Genomic DNA, 20,251 nt, shown 5'->3' on the forward strand with positions numbered 1-20,251 from the left:
AAAATGGTTTGGTTACATTTATAGTGTGTGAAAGTAACAATAATTTACCTTAACCACAATAAAATACGGTTTTTTAAAGATAAATTAACTATTCAAAAAAGACTGGGACACTAAAATACGAGCTAAAAAAACAGCTATCTCTCATACTTACAACACGTATGCAAATTGTTATAATCTTCCTCTGAGGCTTTTACCTCTTTGGTGTCATGACCTACTTTTGCAATGGCTTTATTTAAATCAGACGGAGAACATTTTTCTTCATTCAATATTACAGTCAGTTGATGAGAACTAATATCCCAATTTGCCATTTTTACACCCGGAACTCCAAAAGCAGCTTTTTCTATACGCTTTTTGCACTGCTCACAATTCCCATTTACTTCGGTTGTATATTTTAAATTCTTATTTTTTTTACTCTGAGCCTGAGCTGAAAATCCTAAAAAAGTGATTATTATTACTAAAATTATATTTTTCATTTTGTTTATCTTTTATTGTTATTGAAATTGATTTTTTATTTCTACTTTATTTTAAATCGCAGTCCGGCGTAATACATTTGTCCAAAAATTGGAGCATAAGCTACCGAAGCATCAAAGTTAGTCCCAAATGGATTATCGGCTCCTAAAATAGCTTTTTCTTGTTTGTAATTTCCGATATTTTCTCCGCCAATATAAACCTCAAATACTGGAGAGAAAACCCTTGTAACCTGAACATTCATAATAGCATAGGAAGGTGAAAATTCCGGAAACTGATCCTGAACAGGATTTGAAGCCGTATAGGGTAATTGCTGTTCTCCAGACCAATTAAACGTATAATCAAACTTCCATTGTTTGTTGTCATTTAAATTGGTTTCATATTCAAGATTTCCTAAAAAACGATGTTTCGCCTGCAACGGACGCTGGAAAGTTCCTCTTAAATAATCGGTTTGAATATCATAATATTTATACGCTGTTCTTAAATTCAAATTATGAATTAGCTCGTAATTAAACTCTACTTGCAAGCTGTTTGCAAACGAATTTCCTTTTAAATTATAAAACAAAACTTGCTGCGGACTTTGCATTACATCAACAACGGCCTGATTTTGAAAATCGGTTCTGTAAACATCAAAACCTGCTTCAGCGTTTTTATTAAAAATTCTAAATTTTTGAGAAAAGCTAATTCCGTAATTCCATGCAATTTCAGGATTCAATCCATAAATTTTTCCGCTATTGTCTAAAATTGAAAAAGTTCTTGAACTCGCAAAAAGCTGTTGATTCTCTGCAAAAATATTAGCAGATCTTTTTCCTCTTCCGGCAGAGAAACGAAGAACCCCATCTTTCCACGGATTGTAACGTACATGCAAACGCGGTGTTGCAAAAAATCCTAATCTATTATGATTATCGACTCTTCCGCCTAATATTACACTAAAATTATCGGTATTATCGTAAGTGTATTCAAAAAATGCTCCAACAGAATTATCAATTCTACTGTAATCATTTACATTCACAAATTCCTGATATTGATCGTAGGTAAAATTTAATCCTGTGGTAAATTTATGCTTGGTATTATTGATAATCGAGTTGAAAATTAAATTCGAATAATAGCTGTTCTGCTTAATATTATACTGGTTTAAACCAAAATACGACTCCTGATTATGGCTGTTAAAGGCATTTTGAAAACCAATACTTTGATATGGCATATCTTTAAAAACATATCCGATTTTAGTAGAAACTTCAAAACGTTCGGTATTAATTTCTGAACCCCAATGATTGGTTGTTCCGCGATCGATGTCTTTATCAAAATCAACTTCACCGGTTTGTTTTTTATCATTCATATATCTGAAATTAATAAAACTCACCAAACCACTTTCGGGATCATAATATTGATATCGGTTTAGAACATTAATTTGTTTTCCTAAAGGATTATCCAGAAATCCGTCTTTGTTCATGTCATTCTTCGCCACGCGTGTATTACCGTGAACAAACAAACTAGTTGCCCATTTATCTGATATTTTTTTATTGAAATGTGTGTTCAATTCAAAACGGGAATCAGTAGATCCGTAAGCATTTAGAAAAAACGGAATATCACTTAAAGGTTTTAAAAGTTCTGTATTTATTTGTCCTGAAATACTTTCGTAACCATTGATAACGCTTCCCGCACCTTTTGTAATTTGAACACTTTCTATCCAGGTTCCCGGCGTAAAGGACAAACCGTAAGCTTGAGAAGCGCCACGAACCGAAGGAATATTTTCTTCGGTAATCATTAAATACGGACTTGTTAGTCCCAACATTTTTATTTGTTTCGTTCCTGTTAAAGCATCAGAAAAATTGACGTCTATTGATGGATTTGTTTCGAAACTTTCGGCAAGGTTGCAACACGCCGCTTTGAGCAATTCTTTGCTTGTAATTAAAGTCGTATTTGAGGTTAGTGTATAGGATTTTTTAAGTCCTTTTTGCTTTTTTGTAACTTTTACTTCCTCGAGATCTTCTTGCGAAAACGCAGATACAGAAAGCAAAAGCATAACAAAAAGTGCTATATTTTTTTGCATAAAAAATTGATTTAAATGTTATTTAGCATTATCTAAAGTTTCACAAATAAGAAACATCAAATAGTAATGCAAGTCATGACCGACTTGACTCTAAACATTAAAATCAGGAGTAAAAAATATATTGGTGATATAATTTAAATAAAGGAGGCGCATTCGCATCTGAATAATACGAAGTGATTTGATTGCTTTTGAAATTTGGAATTGATAAAAAAGCAATTGGCTTGAATTCCTGAATTACTGCAGGAAAAGCAATTTGAAAAAAGAATATTTTAAAGGTAGCATCATCAGATTTTTTTTCAAAATGAACTACTTTATCTTTGCAACAAGATGATTTTTTTTCAGATGCGCCACAACATTTTTTTTCGGGCGCTACAGCAGAAGTTGTATTTAAAGAAACAGAAGCAATTTTACCTCCGCAATAATGCACATCAAAAGCAAACCCAATGTTGGAAACCAACAATAGGAACGCTAAAAATAATCCGGTGCACTTTCTTAACTTCATATTGCAAAACTATTTAAAAGACTTGAGAAAAGATTTAATAAAATGTTATTTTTTGATATTTTGCTGCTGGTAATAAAATGCGGGAATAAAAAGCAAGACAAATATGGGCTGAATAATAAATCTTCTTACATAGAAAAGAAGCCAGCTTCCGTCTGGATAATAATTAAGAATTGCAAAAAACATTCCTAAAAGCAATATTAAAAAAAATAGGTAGAGAAAAACACTAAACTTAACAATATCTATATCCTGAAACAAGGAATAAATCAATATTACTGAGAGGATTGTATTTAAAAAATACCGAAATAAAAGCCCTCCAAAGAGTTTTAAAATATCAACTTTGGGAAAAGGCAGACTTTTAAATTCCGAATCAAAATAAGTTATAAGAGGATCATAAAACAGTTGACTTTCAAAAGCTCTAATAATGGCAAAACACAATACAACTATAATTGTAATGGTGATTTTTAGCTTATTCTCCCCTATTTTATTTAGCATATTTTGAAAATTTATTCACCCAGATAATCCACAAGAGGAAAACCAATCCGTAAATAATTAATGGAAACAGAACTCCATGTAAAATATGTTCTTTTTCAGGAAAATGAAATAACAGAATCGTTAAGGAAGCAACTCGAATAATATTCATGATATATATAACAAGAACTCCAAATAGAATAAAAGCTAAAGTTGTTTTGATTTTTCCGGAAAAAGCAACAACAAAAGAAATAAATAGAATAATTACACTTACAGCATTACAGCCTTCAATAATTCTAAGAATATACTTTTTATTATACCAAACCTCCAGATAGGGATTTGAAATGTTTTTGAAAATTTTGATATCACAATTAAAGAAATGCATCAACTGATAGACATTATGGCCAACAATATTCGTTATTCCATCAACATCATTTATTTCAAAACTATTTAGATAGTATTTATAAACCACTGTAAGTAAGATGTAAGCAGCAAAAAAAGTGCTTATAAAAATAAGAAATGGCTTAAATTGTAGTAAATATTTTTTCAATGGAATTTTTTTTCAAATTTATGTATTTTTTGAGTTCAGCTTTAAATACTTTTGTATAAAATTTTTATATTATGACATTTCAGGAATTACAACCAAAAATAACTGCTATTGTAGCTGATAATAATCTAGTTAGAGACGAAAAATTACTAGCTATTTGCCAATTACTAAATGAAAACGTTGAATATTATAACTGGGTTGGATTTTATTTCGCCAATCACGAAAACAAAACTTTGCATTTAGGCCCTTATGTAGGTGCTGAAACTGATCATACTGTTATTCCGTTTGGAAAAGGAATATGTGGGCAGGTTGCAGAAAGTAATGCCAATTTTGTAGTGCCTGACGTTGCTGCTCAGGACAATTATATCGCTTGTAGTTTTACCGTAAAATCTGAAATCGTAGTGCCATTATTTGTAAACGGCGTAAATATTGGTCAAATTGATATTGACAGCCATGTTATAGATCCTTTTACAGAATCTGATGAAAGGTTTTTAGAATTTGTAAATGAAGAAGTTGCTAAACTGTACTAAAAATAATACATTAGCGTAATTTTTTTATTTATGAAATTCATTTTACAAGTATTCATTTTTTTGACAATTTCGACAAAATTGTTTTCTCAGACGCCTGCAACTATTGATAAGGTTATTTTTTTAGATTCATCATGGGTTGAAACCACTGCAGATGATTACAAATATATTAGAGTTATTGAGAACTATTATACTGATAGAAAATCCTATATATTTAAAGATTATTTCAAATCTAAAAAATTACAGATGATTGGTGCTTCATCAGATAGGGACATTTTAAGACAAGAAGGTCAATTTGTTTATTACTATGAAAACGGCAATAAAAAATCAACCGTTAATTATTCGAATTATAAAAAGAAAGGCAGAGAGTTTAATTGGTATGAAAACGGCAATATAAAGTCTGAACTTGAATATTTTGAGAATAAAAAAGGAGAAGTTGAATGTAAAACCAATAATTACTGGAATGTTCAAAATGAACAAAAAGTAAAAGATGGAAATGGCGATTATGAAATTGTAAATGAATATCAAAAAGAAAGTGGGAAAGTTAAAAATGGACTTCCGGATGGTATTTGGAGTGGAAAAATTTTAAAAAGCAAAACTACTTTTACCGAGAATTATGAAAATGGCAAATTAATTTCCGGAATAAGTAAAGACTCTTTAAACATTGAATATCCGTATACTATTGTTAGCCAAGCTCCCAGCCCCAAAAAGGGAATAAATTCTTTTTACAGCTATGTTGCTAAATCAATGAATATTCCGGCAGATGTCAGAAATAAAATATCTGGAAAAATATATTTGACCTTTATAGTTGATAAGGACGGCACTTTAGTCGAACCTAAGATAGTAAAAGGTATTGGATATGGTTTAGACGAAAATGCAATTCGCTTAATTAAAGAAGCGAAAAAATGGAATCCCGGAATAAGAAGAGGACTTCCGGTAAGAGTTCTATATTCATTGCCTATAACGATAGCCTCAAATAGTACTTTTTAATAAAAATTAAATCACGAATACACTAAAAAAAGATTATTTTTAGCTTAAATTGTTGAATCTATAAATTTTTCAATCTTTAAATTTATTTTTTCAGAAAAAAGATGTATTTTTGCACCCGTCTTACAAAAGATGTACGACATACATAAAAATCATTAAATAATATTGGAATGTATTTAACTAAAGGAAAGAAAGAAGAGATTTTTGCTCAACACGGTGAAGCAACAAACACTGGAAAAGCTGAAGCTCAAATCGCATTGTTTACTTACAGAATTAGTCACTTAACTGAGCACTTGAAAAAAAATCGTCATGATTATAACACAGAGCGTTCATTAGTACTGTTAGTAGGTAAAAGAAGATCGTTGTTAGATTACTTGAAAAAGAAAGAGATCAACAGATATCGTGAGATTATCAAAGTATTGAATATCAGAAAATAATCAATATAGAAAAGAGGTGCGAGAGTGCCTCTTTTTGTTTTTACAGATTATATATATTACAAGCGTTTTTAAAAAGAAAAAAAGTTTGGTTTTTCATTGGGTTTTAGATTAACAACAACTACACACAACAACTACAACACAACTAAAACCCATTGTATAACCAATAAGGAAAAAATTTATGATTCCACAATTATTTGTAGAAAGTATCGATTTAGGTGATGGCAGAAGCATCACAATCGAGACAGGACGTTTAGCTAAACAAGCTGATGGTTCTGTAGTAGTAAGAATTGGCAAAACTGTTATTTTAGGAACAGTTGTATCATCAAGAAAAGCAAGTCCGGGTATTGATTTTTTACCATTGACTGTAGATTATCGCGAAAAATTTGCGGCAGCAGGTCGTTTTCCTGGTGGTTTCTTCAAAAGAGAAGCTCGCCCAAGTGATAGCGAAGTATTAACAATGAGATTAGTTGACCGTGTTTTACGTCCGCTTTTCCCAAGTGATTATCACGCAGAAGTTCAGGTTATGATTCAGTTAATGTCTCATGATGATGAAGTTATGCCGGATGCACTAGCAGGATTAGCCGCTTCGGCAGCACTTGCTTTGTCTGACATTCCTTTTGAAACTTTAATTTCTGAAGCCAGAGTTGGAAGAATTGACGGTAAATTTATCATCAATCCATCTCGTGCACAATTAGAGTTATCAGATATTGATATGATGATTGGAGCTTCAACTGATTCTATCGCAATGGTAGAAGGAGAAATGAAAGAAATCTCAGAAGCTGAAATGTTAGAAGCAATTAAATTTGCTCACGAACATATTAAAGTACAAATTGCTGCTCAGGAAAGACTGGCAGCTGCTTTTGGAAAAAAAGAAGTTCGTACTTATGAAACTGAAAAAACAGATGATGCTATTTACGCAAAAGTAAAAGCAGCAGCTTATGATAAAATTTACGCTATTGCAAGCAAAGGTTCAGCTAAACACGAACGTTCTGCTGCATTTGATGCTGTGAAAGAAGAAGTACGCGCCTTATTTACAGAAGAAGAATTGGCAGAAAACGGCGATTTAGTTGCTAAATATTTCTACAAAACCAATAAAGAAGCTGTTCGTAATGTAACTTTAGATTTAGGAACTCGTCTTGATGGAAGAAAAACTACAGAAATCAGACCAATCTGGTGTGAAGTAGATTATTTACCATCTGTTCACGGTTCGGCATTGTTTACACGTGGAGAAACTCAAGCTTTGGCAACAGCAACTTTAGGAACTTCCAGAGAAGCTAACCAAATTGATTCACCATCTGAACAAGGAGAAGAAAAATTCTATCTGCATTACAACTTCCCTCCTTTTTCTACAGGAGAAGCTCGTCCGTTAAGAGGAACTTCAAGAAGAGAAGTTGGTCACGGAAATCTTGCACAAAGAGCGTTAAAGAATATGATTCCTGCTGAAAATCCATACACTATCAGAGTTGTTTCTGAAGTATTAGAATCAAATGGTTCATCTTCTATGGCTACAGTTTGTGCTGGTACATTAGCTTTGATGGATGCCGGTATTCAAATGATTCGTCCAGTTTCTGGAATTGCAATGGGATTAATTACTGATGGTGATCGTTTCGCAGTTTTATCTGATATTTTAGGTGATGAAGATCATTTAGGAGATATGGATTTCAAAGTAACAGGAACTTCAGAAGGTATCACAGCTTGTCAAATGGATATCAAAATTGACGGATTGAAATACGAAATCATGGAACAAGCTTTGGCTCAGGCTCGTGATGGACGTTTGCATATTTTAGGAAAATTACTTGAAACTCTTGCAAAACCAAATGCAGATGTTAAAGCACATTCTCCAAAAATCATTACCAGAACTATTCCTGGAAACTTTATTGGAGCATTAATTGGACCTGGTGGAAAAGTAATTCAGGAGTTACAAAAAGCTACTGGAACTACTATCGTAATCAATGAAGTAAACGAAGAAGGTGTAATCGAAATCTTAGGTACAGATCCTGCTGGAATTGAAGCGGTATTGGCAAAAATCCAATCTATCACTTTCAAACCTCAAATGGGAGAAGCATACGAAGTTAAAGTAATTAAAATGCTTGACTTTGGAGCCGTAGTAGAATATACTTCTGCGCCAGGTAATGAAGTTTTATTACACGTTTCTGAATTAGCTTGGGAGCGCACTGAAAATGTAACTGATGTTGTAAACATGGGTGATGTATTTGAAGTGAAATACTTAGGTGTTGATCCTAAAACCAAAAAAGAAAAAGTGTCAAGAAAAGCACTTTTACAAAGACCTCCACGTGAGGATAAAAAAGAGTAATCAGATCTTAGTTTACTAAAGGTTTATTCATAGAAAACCCCAATTCATTTATTTGAATTGGGGTTTTTCGTTTAAAAGAATAGCAATAATATTACATTTTAACACATTAACAGAAATTTTATAACATTTTTTTGATACTTTTGAAATTACCAAAACAAAACATTAAAACCACATATTCTTTTGAAAAATTATCAAAAAAAATCTGCATTCTTTATTTTATTTGGATTATTCATAAACATTTACTCTACCCGTAGCCAAACAAACAATGATGTCGCTTTATACAGTTGGTTTGATAAAGCTGTTGGCAAAGAAAACCTAGAACTTTATAATGGACCACGTCATATAAACTTTTACAGAACATTTGACAAGAGTCATAGTTATTACCTCACAGAAGATTACAGCAATGGCAATGTTAACTATCAAGGTCAAAATTATTATAACCTAAAACTCAAATACGATGTTAATAATGATATTTTAGTTTTGAAATCTGTTGGTGAATACGACTATTTGGGCATTAATCTAATCAAAGAAAAAACTGCTTCTTTTACGCTTCGTAATAAAAAATTCATTAATATAGAAATTAATAATCCTGAACATCCCGCCTTTATGAGCGGTTATTATCAGGAAATTATTTTTTCGAAAAACAACGCACTTTATATAAAACATCATAAAAGAAGAGAAAAAGTTATTGATGCTCAAAAAAATTCCGATGTAAATAATACCTATTCATCAGATGAATTTAAAGAAAAAAACGAATTTGTACTGATGTACAAAAATGAGTATTATAAGATAACCTCAAAAAGTGATGTTATCAAAATTTTTCCCGAGTATAAAAGTCAAATAAAAAAATATTATAACAATAACAGTCAATTAGAGGAATCGGATAATAAAATTTTTATTGAAAATTTAATAAAAGAAATAAATAATCTTCTTCCTAATGTATCTAATTAAAATGAGAAAAATTATACTCACCCTGTTTTTATTAACTTTTCATGCATTATCTTTTAGTCAGGAAAAAACAAATAAAATATCTATCGAATTTAATAATGCTAATCTAAAAACAGCATTAGAAAACATTGAAAAATCAACAGATTATAAATTTTACTTTGATCAGAATTGGTTTAATGCTAATCCTGTTGTAATTAATAAAAGTTATAATAATGTTTCTGTTGAAGATCTATTGAATAGTCTTTTCGAAAAAACTGATTTCAACTATTTTATTTCTGATAAAAAAATCATTTTAACGAAAAACAGTATAATTTATGATTCGTTACCCAGCGATTATTTTGAAACTTCAACAATTTCTCAAAATACTAAAACAGAGAATAAAACTTCAGCAAAGCCTTTGTTCAAACAACAATATGATACTATAAGTAATAATGTCTCTTCAAACGTAATCTTCATTGGAAAAGAAAAAAAGACAGGAGAATCAAGATCATACACTATTTCAGGTATTATAAAAAATAAAAAAACAAACAAAGCGCTATCTAATGTAAGCATCAAGGCACGTAACAAAAACACAAGCACTACTACTAATGATGAAGGTTATTACACCATTGAAGTACCGTATGGCCTTAATTATATTGAAGTAGAATCAATAAATCATAAAAAAGATGTAGAAGCTGTAATGGTTTATGATAGTGGTAAATTAGACGTAAGCCTTTATGAAAACATCAATGAATTAGATGAAGTAATTATAAAGAAAAATGCAGATAAAAATGTCAAAAATGTTATTGCTGGAGTCTCCAGTATTGATGTTGAGGGCATAAAAAACATTCCTTTAGTGCTTGGTGAAAGAGATATTTTTAGAGTAGCCACAACTTTACCAGGAATAAAAACTACCGGAGAAGGTTCTGCTGGATTTAATGTTAGAGGAGGAAAAGACGATCAAAATCTAATACTTTTAGATAATGCTGTTCTATACAACACCTCTCATTTTCTAGGTTTTTTCTCTGCTGTTAATCCTTATACAACAAGCAAAGTTGATATTTATAAAGGTAGTATTCCTGCAAGATTTGGAGGGAGATTATCATCTGTTTTTGACATTACAACAAAAAATGGTAATCCGGAAAAATTTTCCGGAGAAGGCGGAATTGGATCTGTAACCAGCAATCTTTCTATTGGAACTCCAATAATAAAAAACAAATCAAGTTTATTAGTTGGCGTAAGAACTACCTATTCTGAATGGATTTTAAAAAGTCTAAAAGATGAATCTTTAAAAAATAGTGAGGCAGCTTTTTTCGATGGAATTTTAAAATACAATCACAAAATAAGCGCTAATAATAATATTGAATCTACAGTATATTATAGTAAGGATCGCTTTAGTATCTCTTCAGATTCTGTTTATAAATATAGTAATGCGTTAGTTTCATTAAAATGGAATCATTCCTTTAATAATAAAAGCAAAGCAGATGTAATATTTACAAATAGTGAGTATAAATTTAATATTGATTACGATAATGGGGGGTTAAATTCTTTTGATTACGGATATAAATTAAACGAAACTCAATTTATTATAAACGGGAATTACTCGCTTAATAATAAACATTCTTTTAATTATGGGGTTTCAAGCAAACTTTACAACGTTTCTCCAGGCTATCTTAATCCTAAAAGCCCTGAGTCAACCATAATTCCCATAAAAATAGATGATGAAAAGGCTTTAGAATCTGCTGTTTATCTTGCAGACAATTACACTTTAAGTGAGAAAATATTAATTAGCCTTGGATTACGTTATTCAACATTTTCGGCTTTAGGTGAATCTACTCAAAGATTTTATGAAAGTAATGCCCCAATTAATGACAACACAGTAATTGGCAGCCAGCATTATAAAAAAAATGAAGTTATCAAGACGTATGGAGGTTTCGAACCAAGAATAGCAATGCGTTATTTGTTTACTGATGATTTCTCTGTAAAAGCGAGTTATGATAAAACGTACCAATACATTCATTTACTAACCAATAACACTACCCAATCGCCTACAGATTCATGGAAGTTATCTGACCTGAATATTGCCCCACAAAATGCACAACAATATTCATTAGGTTTTTATAAAAACCTGAATAACGACAATATAGAATTAAGCATTGAAGGCTACTACAAAAAATCTGACAATATTCTGGATTATAAAGTTGGATCTGAATTACTATTAAAGGAAAATACAGAAACACAGTTATTACAAGGTGAAGGAAAAGCTTATGGAGTAGAATTATTGCTTAAAAAAAATGCCGGAAGACTTAATGGTTGGTTAGGATATACTTATTCACGTACTTTTATAAAATCAGACAGCCCATTTAATGAAGAAAAAGTTAATAATGGCAACTATTTTCCAACAAACTTTGATAAGCCTCATGAAGTTAGCGCTGTAATGAATTATAAATTTACAAAAAGATATAGCATATCAAGTAATTTTGTTTATCAATCAGGAAGACCAATAACCTACCCTATTGGTAGTTATGTTTACAATGGCCTGGAATACACAGTTTATAGTGATCGAAACAAATTTAGAATTCCCGATTATTACAGACTGGATATAGGCTTTAATATCGAAGGAAATCACAAAATTAAAAAGTTATCACACAGCTTTTGGAATATATCAATCTATAACCTGTTAGGAAGAAACAATCCGTATTCTATCTTTTTTGTTACAACAAATGGGGAGATAAAAGCATACAAAACATCTATATTTTCGGTGCCAATTCCAACTATAACTTACAATGTCAAATTTTAATAATCAAAACAAATGGAATTCCTAATCCGACATATCAGACTTTTATATAAGACATCCGCTTTACTACTTTTTTGTTTTTCTATAGGTGGTTGTACAGAGCAATATGTTTTTCAAACAAATTCTACATTTGAAAGTATTCTTGTAGTGCAGGCAAAAATTACAAATGAATTAAAAAAACAGGAAATAAAAATTACCCGATCATATCGGCTTGAAGAAAATGCACCACCTTTTGAAAAAGGAGCAATTGTTTATGTAACGGATAGTGAAAATAATACTTATGAATTTGAAGCAGAAGATTTTTCCGGTCTTTATGTTTCAAAAAATCCTTTTCAGGCAGTTCCTGGAAGATCATATCAATTAAACATTACTACTATAGATGGAAAATCATATTCCTCATCATCTGAAACTTTAACGACTGTTAATGAGATTAACGTGGAGCCAAAAATTGAAACTATAGATGGAAATAAAGGAGTACAAATTGTTGTGAGCAGTTATGATCCAAATGCAAAATCACAATTTTACAGGTACGAATATGAAGAAACATATAAAATAATATCGCCTTACTGGACACCAAATAAACTCATAGTAGACCCTAATGATCTTAGTCAAACGCCAAATTTTTTAAGAGTTCCCAGAAATAAGGAAACAAGAATTTGCTACTCTACAAAAAAATCAGACGATATAATCTTATTAAGTACAGTAGGGTTAAGTGAAGATCGTATCAATCTGCCAATACGATTTATAGATATCAAAAACCCTATTATCGGTGAGCGATATAGTATTTTAGTACGCCAATATGTTCAAAATTTAGAATCGTACACTTTTTACAAAACATTAAAAAGCCTTTCTACATCTACAAGTTTGTTCTCACAAGTTCAACCAGGATTTAATTATGGAAATTTAAAATCAACTGATAATCCAAACGAAAAAATAATTGGTTATTTTGAAGTATCATCTATTTCTTCAAAAAGGATTTTCTTTAATTTTAGAGACATATTTACTACTGACACTAATTTCCCTCCGTTTTTTGTTGATTGTACACCAATCGAGCTAGGGAACTGCTGGGTTCAGGGTTGCGCAGGATACACAATTCTTGCTTTAGTACAATCACCTGTACCTGAACTAGTATATTATTCCGATAGAGACAATTTGTCAACAATTATATTTGTTCCATCGCCTTGTGGTGACTGTACTTCATTTTCATCTAACATTAAACCTTTATTTTGGATAGATTAAAAAAAATAACCAGTATAATAATGCTAATAGCAATTCACACATTAGCTATAGCACAAAATAGTTTATCAAACAGAAATGAAACTATAAGTAAATCTACGAATGAAAGTATTTTTATTCATTTAAACAATACAACATTAATTGTTGGCGAAACGCTACACTGCAAATTATATAGCTTAAACCCAGCAAACAACACTTTCAGTAAAATTAGTAAAATTGCATATGTAGATCTTGTTAATAATGATAACCAGATTATTTTCACTAATAAAATTTATCTGGATAACGGAAAAGGACAAGGTGATTTCTTTATCCCAACAACAATTGAGACAGGTAACTACAAACTTATAGCTTATACAAATTGGATGCTAAATAAAATTGACAACAGAGTCAATTTAACTGATATCATAATAATTAACCCATACATTGCTAATAAAAAAATAATCTCTTCTAAAGATTCTCAGCTACAAAAGAATCAATCGGAAACTTCTGAAAATAATTCAATTCCTGAAAATTTGGCTAAAACCGAGAGTTTTGTATTAGAAGTTAATAAAAAAATATTTTACGAAAGAGAACAAGTTTTCTTAAAAATAAAAACACTAATTTCTGAGAATTTCAAAGGAAGTTATTCTATTTCTGTAAAGAAAATTGATAATTTGCCATTAAAAAAACAGCTGAATTCTTCTGAATTTTTAAAACTTCAATCTACAAAGGAGTCATTAAACGCAATAAAAGATTCGATCACGTTTCTTCCTGAACTTCGGGGCGAAATACTATCAGGTACTATTACAAATACTAAAAATCCAAAAGAGGTTGCTGGTAAAAGTGTAGCATTATCATTACCTGGTAAAGATTTTGCATTTAAAATTGCTAAAACAAACCAGTTTGGAAGATTTATCTTTATTCTGGATAAAGATCCAAACTTTACTAACGCCACTTTTCAGGTCTTTGAAATTGATAAAAATGACTATAAAATAGAGATTGACAAAAACAAAGGTTATAATAATTTGTCAGAGTTAAAAATCACTTATGAAATTAATCTAACTGCTGATTATAAAAACAGTATAGAGCAAAGATCAATAGCAAATCAAATAGAGAATGCCTATTACTCTCTAAAAAAAGACAGCTTAGCGACTAATTTAAAAGCAATCCCATTTTACCAGCCTTTGGCAAAAGAATACATATTAGGCGATTATACAATGTTTCCCAGCCTAAAAGAGACAATCACAGAAGTTCTAAAAGAAATTTACTACCGTGAAAAAGACAATAATTACTTTTTAGGTGTTAGGGATATAAATTATGATATGAATTATTTTTCTGAACCAGCATTGGTTTTAGTTGATGGGTTATTAATTCAGAATGTCAACGAATTATTTAGTTACAAAACAGAAAACATATATAAAGTTAGTGTTGTTCCGGGCATCTATTTTTATGGACCAAAAGCTTTTAACGGAATTATAAACTTTACGACCAAAAACAATGATTATATAACTTCAGCCACGGGAGATTATATTTTAAAAACAGAAATACAAAGACCTCAGAATACAATAGTGGCATTTAAACAAGATTATACAGATAAAAATAAATATGAAAGAATTCCGGATTATAGATATCAATTGCTTTGGCAACCGGAAATATCTTTGGAGAATCAAGAAACTACAATTTCTTTCTTTACTTCTGACATTTCAGGAACATTCGAAATAAGTTTAGAAGGATTTACAAATAATGGAACTCCAGTTTCTTTAAAAGAAACTTTTGAAGTAAAAGATTCAATTTCAAATTAATAAAGCAATTAATTGTACTAAAAATTCCCGTTTCAAAAAAAATGAAACGGGAATTTTTATTTTTTTTTCAAAATGTTGTAACTTTTTCGTAACTCTTTACGTATAACCATTTGTACACTTTAAAAAATAAGGAGACAATACAATGAGACAACTTAAAATCACCAAGCAGGTAACTAATCGTGAAACTGCATCGTTAGATAAATATCTACAAGAAATCGGAAAAGTTGACCTAATTACCGCTGATGAAGAGGTAGAATTAGCACAAAGAATAAAGGCTGGTGATCAAAGAGCTTTAGAAAAACTTACAAAAGCCAACCTACGTTTCGTAGTATCGGTTGCTAAACAATATCAAAATCAAGGATTAACGCTTCCTGATTTAATTAACGAAGGAAACTTAGGTTTAATTAAAGCGGCTCAACGTTTTGATGAAACTCGTGGTTTCAAATTTATCTCTTATGCAGTTTGGTGGATTCGTCAATCGATCTTACAAGCGCTTGCAGAACAATCACGTATCGTTCGTTTACCATTAAATAAAATTGGTTCTATCAATAAAATCAACAAAATGTATGCTTTGTTAGAGCAATCTAACGAACGCCCACCTTCTGCTGAAGAAATTGCAAAGGAACTTGATATGACTGTTAATGACGTAAAAGAGTCAATGAAAAACTCTGGTCGTCACTTATCTATGGATGCACCTCTTGTTGAAGGTGAAGATTCTAACCTTTACGACGTTTTACGTTCTGGTGAATCTCCAAACCCGGACAGAGAATTAATTCACGAATCATTACGTACTGAAATTGAGCGTTCATTAGAGACATTAACTCCAAGAGAGGCAGATGTTGTTCGTTTGTATTTTGGTCTTGGAGATCAACACCCAATGACTTTAGAAGAAATTGGAGAAACTTTCGACCTAACCCGTGAGCGTGTTCGTCAGATTAAAGAAAAAGCAATCCGCAGATTAAAACATACTTCAAGAAGTAAAATTCTTAAAACTTATTTAGGATAAAAATTTAAATTTCAATATATTTAAATTCCAAATTCCAACTTTTATTGGAATTTGGAATTTTTCAACTTTGGAATTTTACCGTAAACAACAGTTTGATTGACTGTTCGTTTTTTGATTGATGATTGAAACTCCGGCTGATTACCGGAGTTTTTTATTGGAGTTTTTTGAACCATTAAGGCATTAATTTTCATCAAGCAACTTCTTAATTAACTGAAAAGCAAGTTAATTTAGCATCCAAAACTTTACTTTCTTAATCTCTTAATGGTTCGAAAAAATTTCATTTTAAACAAACTAAAATCTACCTTTGCAAAAAATAACACAACTACACACAATGAAGAATACACTTATTGCTCCTTCTGTTCTTGCAGCTGATTTTGCGAATTTACAACGTGATATCGAAATGATTAATAACAGCGATGCTGATTGGTTTCATATCGATATTATGGATGGAGTATTTGTTCCGAATATTTCTTTTGGAATGCCAGTTCTAGAAGCTATTTCAAGACATGCTAAAAAAACAATTGATGTACATTTAATGATTGTTGATCCGGACAGGTACATTAAAACTTTTGCCGATTTAGGAGCAAATATCTTAAGCGTTCATTACGAAGCCTGTACACACTTGCACAGAACTTTACAAGCTATTAAAGCTGAAGGAATGAAAGCTGGAGTGGCGATTAACCCTCATACTAATATCGATTTATTAGAAGATGTGATTAATGACATTGACTTAGTTTGTATTATGAGTGTAAATCCTGGTTTTGGAGGACAATTATTTATCGAAAACACTTACGATAAAGTTAAAAAACTAAAAGCTTTAATTACACGTAAAAATGCTTCAACTATTATTGAAATTGACGGCGGTGTAACCAACAAAAATGCAAAACAATTAGTAGAAGCCGGTGCAGATGTTTTGGTAGCAGGAAGCTTTGTATTTAAAGCCGAAAACCCAACGCAAACTATTGCCGATTTAAAAGTCCTTACTACTTTTTAAATTTTTTAAATTCGGAAAGAAATCAATTCCGGTCATTTTTTCTAAAGTTTCAATAGAAACTACGAAATCATAAATTGACTTATCACTATCTTCATTCGGAACCAAAAAGGCGATTGCTTTATGTTCTTTCCCAGATTTGGCTAAAATAATTTTATAAAAATATTTAGGAACAGATACTTTTTCTGTTCCTATTTTTTTATCCGAATCTTTCAAAATTCCTCCAGTTACGACATAAATATCATTGTACTTTTCAGCCCAATAACGCGTTTTTTGTTCAACTCTATTCCAGATTCCGCTATTAAAATCATGTTTTTGAGGAGAAATATTTGATGTGTAAAAAGTATCATTATAAGCTTCTTTATCAAACTCCATATCACCCGCCGGGCAAAGATGGCCTTTATCATAACCTGATTTTTTATAATTTCTCCAATCGGCAGAACCTGTAGTTACTTTTGGATCTTCAATAAAATAAGGTCTTTTAAAATCATTGTTTTTCAAATACGCTGCCTTCAATTCATACGCAACCCATTCTGCCTGCTCGAACTTTTCATAATAAGAAAGTGTATAATATTTATGCTTAACGATTTGCTTAGTAGTTGATGTAGGCAAATAAGCAAAAGTATACAACGAATCTGTATTTTGATTTGACACAAATTGAGCTTCCTGTTCTTTTACGACTTCCTTTTTCTCAACTTCATTTTTGCAGGAAAAGAACAGCACACTTACAAATATTAATACAAAACTCTTCATCATATTATTTTTAACTTAAATCCATAAAAAAACGCTCCGTAAATATAAAACTTTCGGAGCGTTCAAATAACAAATTAATTTTCTGAGAAATTAAGATTTTACTAATTTATCTTTTTTCATTTTTGATGGAGCGCCTTTAGCACCATTACCTGTTGATTGCAAATCATCTAAAACATTCAATGCTTCTTCAACATATACATCCTTAGATAATGCCTGGTGCCAAGCTTCTCTTTTTTCTTTTAAAGTAGCGTCATTTTTAATTTCAAGCTCTTCATAAGGCAAAGATTTAAAAACCAAATTATTTTTATAATCTGAAATTGGTTTGTATTTTTTACCTTCATTTTCAACTTGTTCCTGAGTTGCTTTAAAACTATTGATATTTAAACTATAAGTATTCTCTTTATTCTTAACATCAATCCATTTTGCATTATCTTCAATTAATTTAAATTGAGGACTTTGAGCAATTCTTGTTGTACTATTTGCAATTGCCTGATTAAATTTTTGATTTCCGTTCCAAGTATTATAATCAGCCTGATCAATTTTATCCCAGGGCATTGCATTGTCAATATCACGTTCTCCCATTTTTAAGTAAGCATAACGATCCGGCATAACAACATCACTATGAACTCCTTCTAATTGAGTTGAACCTCCGTTGATTCTGTAAAACTTTTGACCTGTAATTTTCAAAGCTCCTAAATCGCCATAATTTGTATTACGAACAAACTGATTTAAATCCAGAACATTTTGAACAGTTCCTTTTCCATAAGTTTGTTTACTTCCAATGATAATTCCACGTTTGTAATCCTGAATTGCAGCAGCCAAAATTTCTGAAGCCGAAGCAGAGAAACTGTTAACCATAATTACTAACGGTCCATCCCACTCGATTTTTTTATCTTTATCGTATAAAACTTCTTTCTTTTTTCCTGCTGATTTTACCTGAACAATTGGTCCTTCTTCGATAAATAAACCAGCAATATCAACAACAGTAGATAAAGATCCACCACCATCATCACGAACATCAAGTACAATTCCGTTAATGTCTTCTTTTTTCAATCTCTCTACTTCAAGAGCGATATCTTTTCCGGCATCACGACCATCTTTATTTTCAAAATCAATATAAAATTTAGGCAAATAGATTACACCGTATTTCAATCCATTTTTTTCTACAATACTAGATTTAGCATAGGTTTCTTCAATTTCAACAACATCTCTTATTATCGAAATAACTTTAATGCTTCCGTCAACTTTTTTAACGGTAAGTTTTACTTCAGTTCCTTTATGTCCTTTAATTTTTTTCACAACATCATCCAAACGCATACCTACAACATCTACAGGCTCTTCGTTTCCTTGTGCTACTTTCAAAATTAAATCTCCGGCCTCAAGTTGTTTTCCTTTCCATGCTGGTCCGCCTGAAATTAATTCATCAATTTGAGTAAAATCATTTTTCTTAGTTAATCTTGCACCAATACCTTCTAATTTTCCACTGATATTTACATCAAAACGATCTTTTTCCTCTGGAGCAAAATAACTTGTATGCGGATCAAAACGTGTCATAATAGAATTCACGTACACAGAAAACCAATCTTCTTTATTTAAATCTTTAATAAGACTAAAGTTATCGTCTAAAGATTTTAACGAACTATCACGAGTTTCTTTTTCAAGATCCTCAAACGATTTTACTTTATAAGCAGGATCTGTTTTCTTTTTATCTTCTTCTAACTTTTGTTTTGTTACTAACGAAGAAAGAGTAGACAATTTAATTTGCTTTCTCCATCTTTCATTAATTTCTGTTAGATTTTTTGCATAAGGAATTGCATCATAATCGGCATTAAAAGTCTCATCAACATTGTAGTTGAAAGGTTGCGCTAAAATAGTTTTATAGCGTTTTTTGCTTTCTTCCATACGTTTCATCAATCTTGTATAAGTAAGATTGAAGAATGTCAAATCCTTATTCAAAAACTGATCATCTAACTGCAATTCATATTGCTTAAATTCATCAATATCTGATTGCAAAAAGAATCTTTTTGAAGGATCAAGTGCATCGATATAATCTTTAAAAATTCCTTTCGAAAAGTCATCATTTATTTCAGCCGGACTGTAGTGTCCTTTTTCAATAACAAATGCAAGCAATTCTAAAAGTGTTTTATCTCTGTTTGGGTCCGGATCATCCTGTTTATCAGCGTTTATTTTAAAAGCAAATAAGGTTAAAGACAAGCATAATACGGCTATAAGTATTTTATAATTTCTTTTCATAAATTTAATAATAGCATTCATCAATTTTTTAATCTAAGTTACGGTAAAAACTAAGCCAGTAAAGCCAAGTTCACTATAATTTTTTGTTAAAGATATAAAAATGTTTGAAGTACCAAAGACAACTTAAGTTAAGTTGACAAATTTTATTTTATTTGTTAGTATTCTACCAAAATCTGTTATTACATTTGCTTTTATAAAGCTGCC

At 30.9% G+C, this 20,251-nt stretch carries 17 protein-coding genes; 10 read left to right on the forward strand and 7 right to left on the reverse strand.

Going from position 1 to position 20,251, the window contains the following annotated elements; all coding sequences use genetic code 11:
* Positions 1–134: 134 nt before the first annotated feature.
* From EV143_RS08525 to xrtF, 5 genes are all read right to left on the reverse strand, one after another.
* A complete protein-coding gene (locus tag EV143_RS08525) occupies positions 135–473 on the reverse strand; it encodes a heavy-metal-associated domain-containing protein (protein ID WP_133507535.1) in 339 nt (112 codons plus the stop codon).
* A 41-nt stretch (positions 474–514) separates the two neighbouring features.
* Positions 515–2,521, reverse strand: a complete 2,007-nt coding sequence (locus tag EV143_RS08530; RefSeq protein ID WP_133507536.1) for a TonB-dependent receptor plug domain-containing protein — start codon at positions 2,519–2,521, stop codon at positions 515–517.
* A 103-nt stretch (positions 2,522–2,624) separates the two neighbouring features.
* Positions 2,625–3,023, reverse strand: coding sequence for an HYC_CC_PP family protein (locus tag EV143_RS08535; RefSeq protein WP_133507537.1), 399 nt, complete (start codon positions 3,021–3,023; stop codon positions 2,625–2,627).
* 45 nt (positions 3,024–3,068) lie between these two features.
* Positions 3,069–3,515 (reverse strand): exosortase F system-associated membrane protein, encoded by a 447-nt coding sequence (locus EV143_RS08540; RefSeq protein WP_133507538.1) that lies wholly within the window; start codon positions 3,513–3,515, stop codon positions 3,069–3,071.
* Positions 3,505–4,041, reverse strand: a complete 537-nt coding sequence (xrtF, locus tag EV143_RS08545) for an exosortase family protein XrtF (protein WP_133507539.1) — start codon at positions 4,039–4,041, stop codon at positions 3,505–3,507. Before xrtF ends, EV143_RS08540 begins: the two co-directional genes overlap by 11 nt.
* 71 nt (positions 4,042–4,112) lie before the next feature.
* Here xrtF and EV143_RS08550 point away from each other — a divergent pair, with 71 nt between their 5' ends.
* The 10 genes from EV143_RS08550 to rpe all read left to right on the forward strand — a co-directional run bounded on the left by EV143_RS08550 (position 4,113) and on the right by rpe (position 17,044).
* Positions 4,113–4,568, forward strand: a complete 456-nt coding sequence (locus EV143_RS08550) for a GAF domain-containing protein (protein ID WP_133507540.1) — start codon at positions 4,113–4,115, stop codon at positions 4,566–4,568.
* A gap of 30 nt (positions 4,569–4,598) precedes the next feature.
* Positions 4,599–5,555 carry an energy transducer TonB gene (locus EV143_RS08555; protein WP_133507541.1) on the forward strand — a complete coding sequence of 319 codons (957 nt, stop codon included), beginning with the start codon at positions 4,599–4,601 and terminating at the stop codon, positions 5,553–5,555.
* A gap of 167 nt (positions 5,556–5,722) precedes the next feature.
* Positions 5,723–5,989, forward strand: coding sequence for a 30S ribosomal protein S15 (gene rpsO / locus EV143_RS08560; RefSeq protein ID WP_133507542.1), 267 nt, complete (start codon positions 5,723–5,725; stop codon positions 5,987–5,989).
* A 178-nt stretch (positions 5,990–6,167) separates the two neighbouring features.
* Complete coding sequence (locus tag EV143_RS08565) at positions 6,168–8,303, forward strand: polyribonucleotide nucleotidyltransferase (protein WP_133507543.1); 2,136 nt, start codon at positions 6,168–6,170, stop codon at positions 8,301–8,303.
* Positions 8,304–8,483: 180 nt separating this feature from the next.
* Entirely contained in the window at positions 8,484–9,254 is a 771-nt protein-coding gene (locus tag EV143_RS08570; protein ID WP_133507544.1) for a hypothetical protein, read from the forward strand.
* 1 nt (position 9,255) lies between these two features.
* Entirely contained in the window at positions 9,256–12,030 is a 2,775-nt protein-coding gene (locus EV143_RS08575; protein WP_133507545.1) for a TonB-dependent receptor, read from the forward strand.
* Positions 12,031–12,042: 12 nt separating this feature from the next.
* Entirely contained in the window at positions 12,043–13,266 is a 1,224-nt protein-coding gene (locus tag EV143_RS08580; RefSeq protein ID WP_133507546.1) for a DUF4249 domain-containing protein, read from the forward strand.
* A gap of 20 nt (positions 13,267–13,286) precedes the next feature.
* Positions 13,287–15,044, forward strand: coding sequence for a hypothetical protein (locus EV143_RS08585; RefSeq protein ID WP_133507547.1), 1,758 nt, complete (start codon positions 13,287–13,289; stop codon positions 15,042–15,044).
* 142 nt (positions 15,045–15,186) lie between these two features.
* Complete coding sequence (locus EV143_RS08590) at positions 15,187–16,050, forward strand: sigma-70 family RNA polymerase sigma factor (RefSeq protein ID WP_007804760.1); 864 nt, start codon at positions 15,187–15,189, stop codon at positions 16,048–16,050.
* A gap of 331 nt (positions 16,051–16,381) precedes the next feature.
* A complete protein-coding gene (rpe, locus tag EV143_RS08595; protein WP_133507548.1) occupies positions 16,382–17,044 on the forward strand; it encodes a ribulose-phosphate 3-epimerase in 663 nt (220 codons plus the stop codon).
* Here the strand turns inward: rpe and EV143_RS08600 are convergent.
* Positions 17,021–17,797 (reverse strand): DNA/RNA non-specific endonuclease, encoded by a 777-nt coding sequence (locus EV143_RS08600; RefSeq protein ID WP_410503700.1) that lies wholly within the window; start codon positions 17,795–17,797, stop codon positions 17,021–17,023. The two genes, rpe and EV143_RS08600, sit on opposite strands and share 24 nt — an antisense overlap.
* A gap of 87 nt (positions 17,798–17,884) precedes the next feature.
* A complete protein-coding gene (locus EV143_RS08605) occupies positions 17,885–20,068 on the reverse strand; it encodes a carboxy terminal-processing peptidase (protein ID WP_133507549.1) in 2,184 nt (727 codons plus the stop codon).
* Positions 20,069–20,251 lie beyond the last annotated feature (183 nt).

It is taken from the genome of Flavobacterium chryseum (assembly GCF_004362015.1).
In the GTDB taxonomy this organism is placed as follows: domain Bacteria; phylum Bacteroidota; class Bacteroidia; order Flavobacteriales; family Flavobacteriaceae; genus Flavobacterium.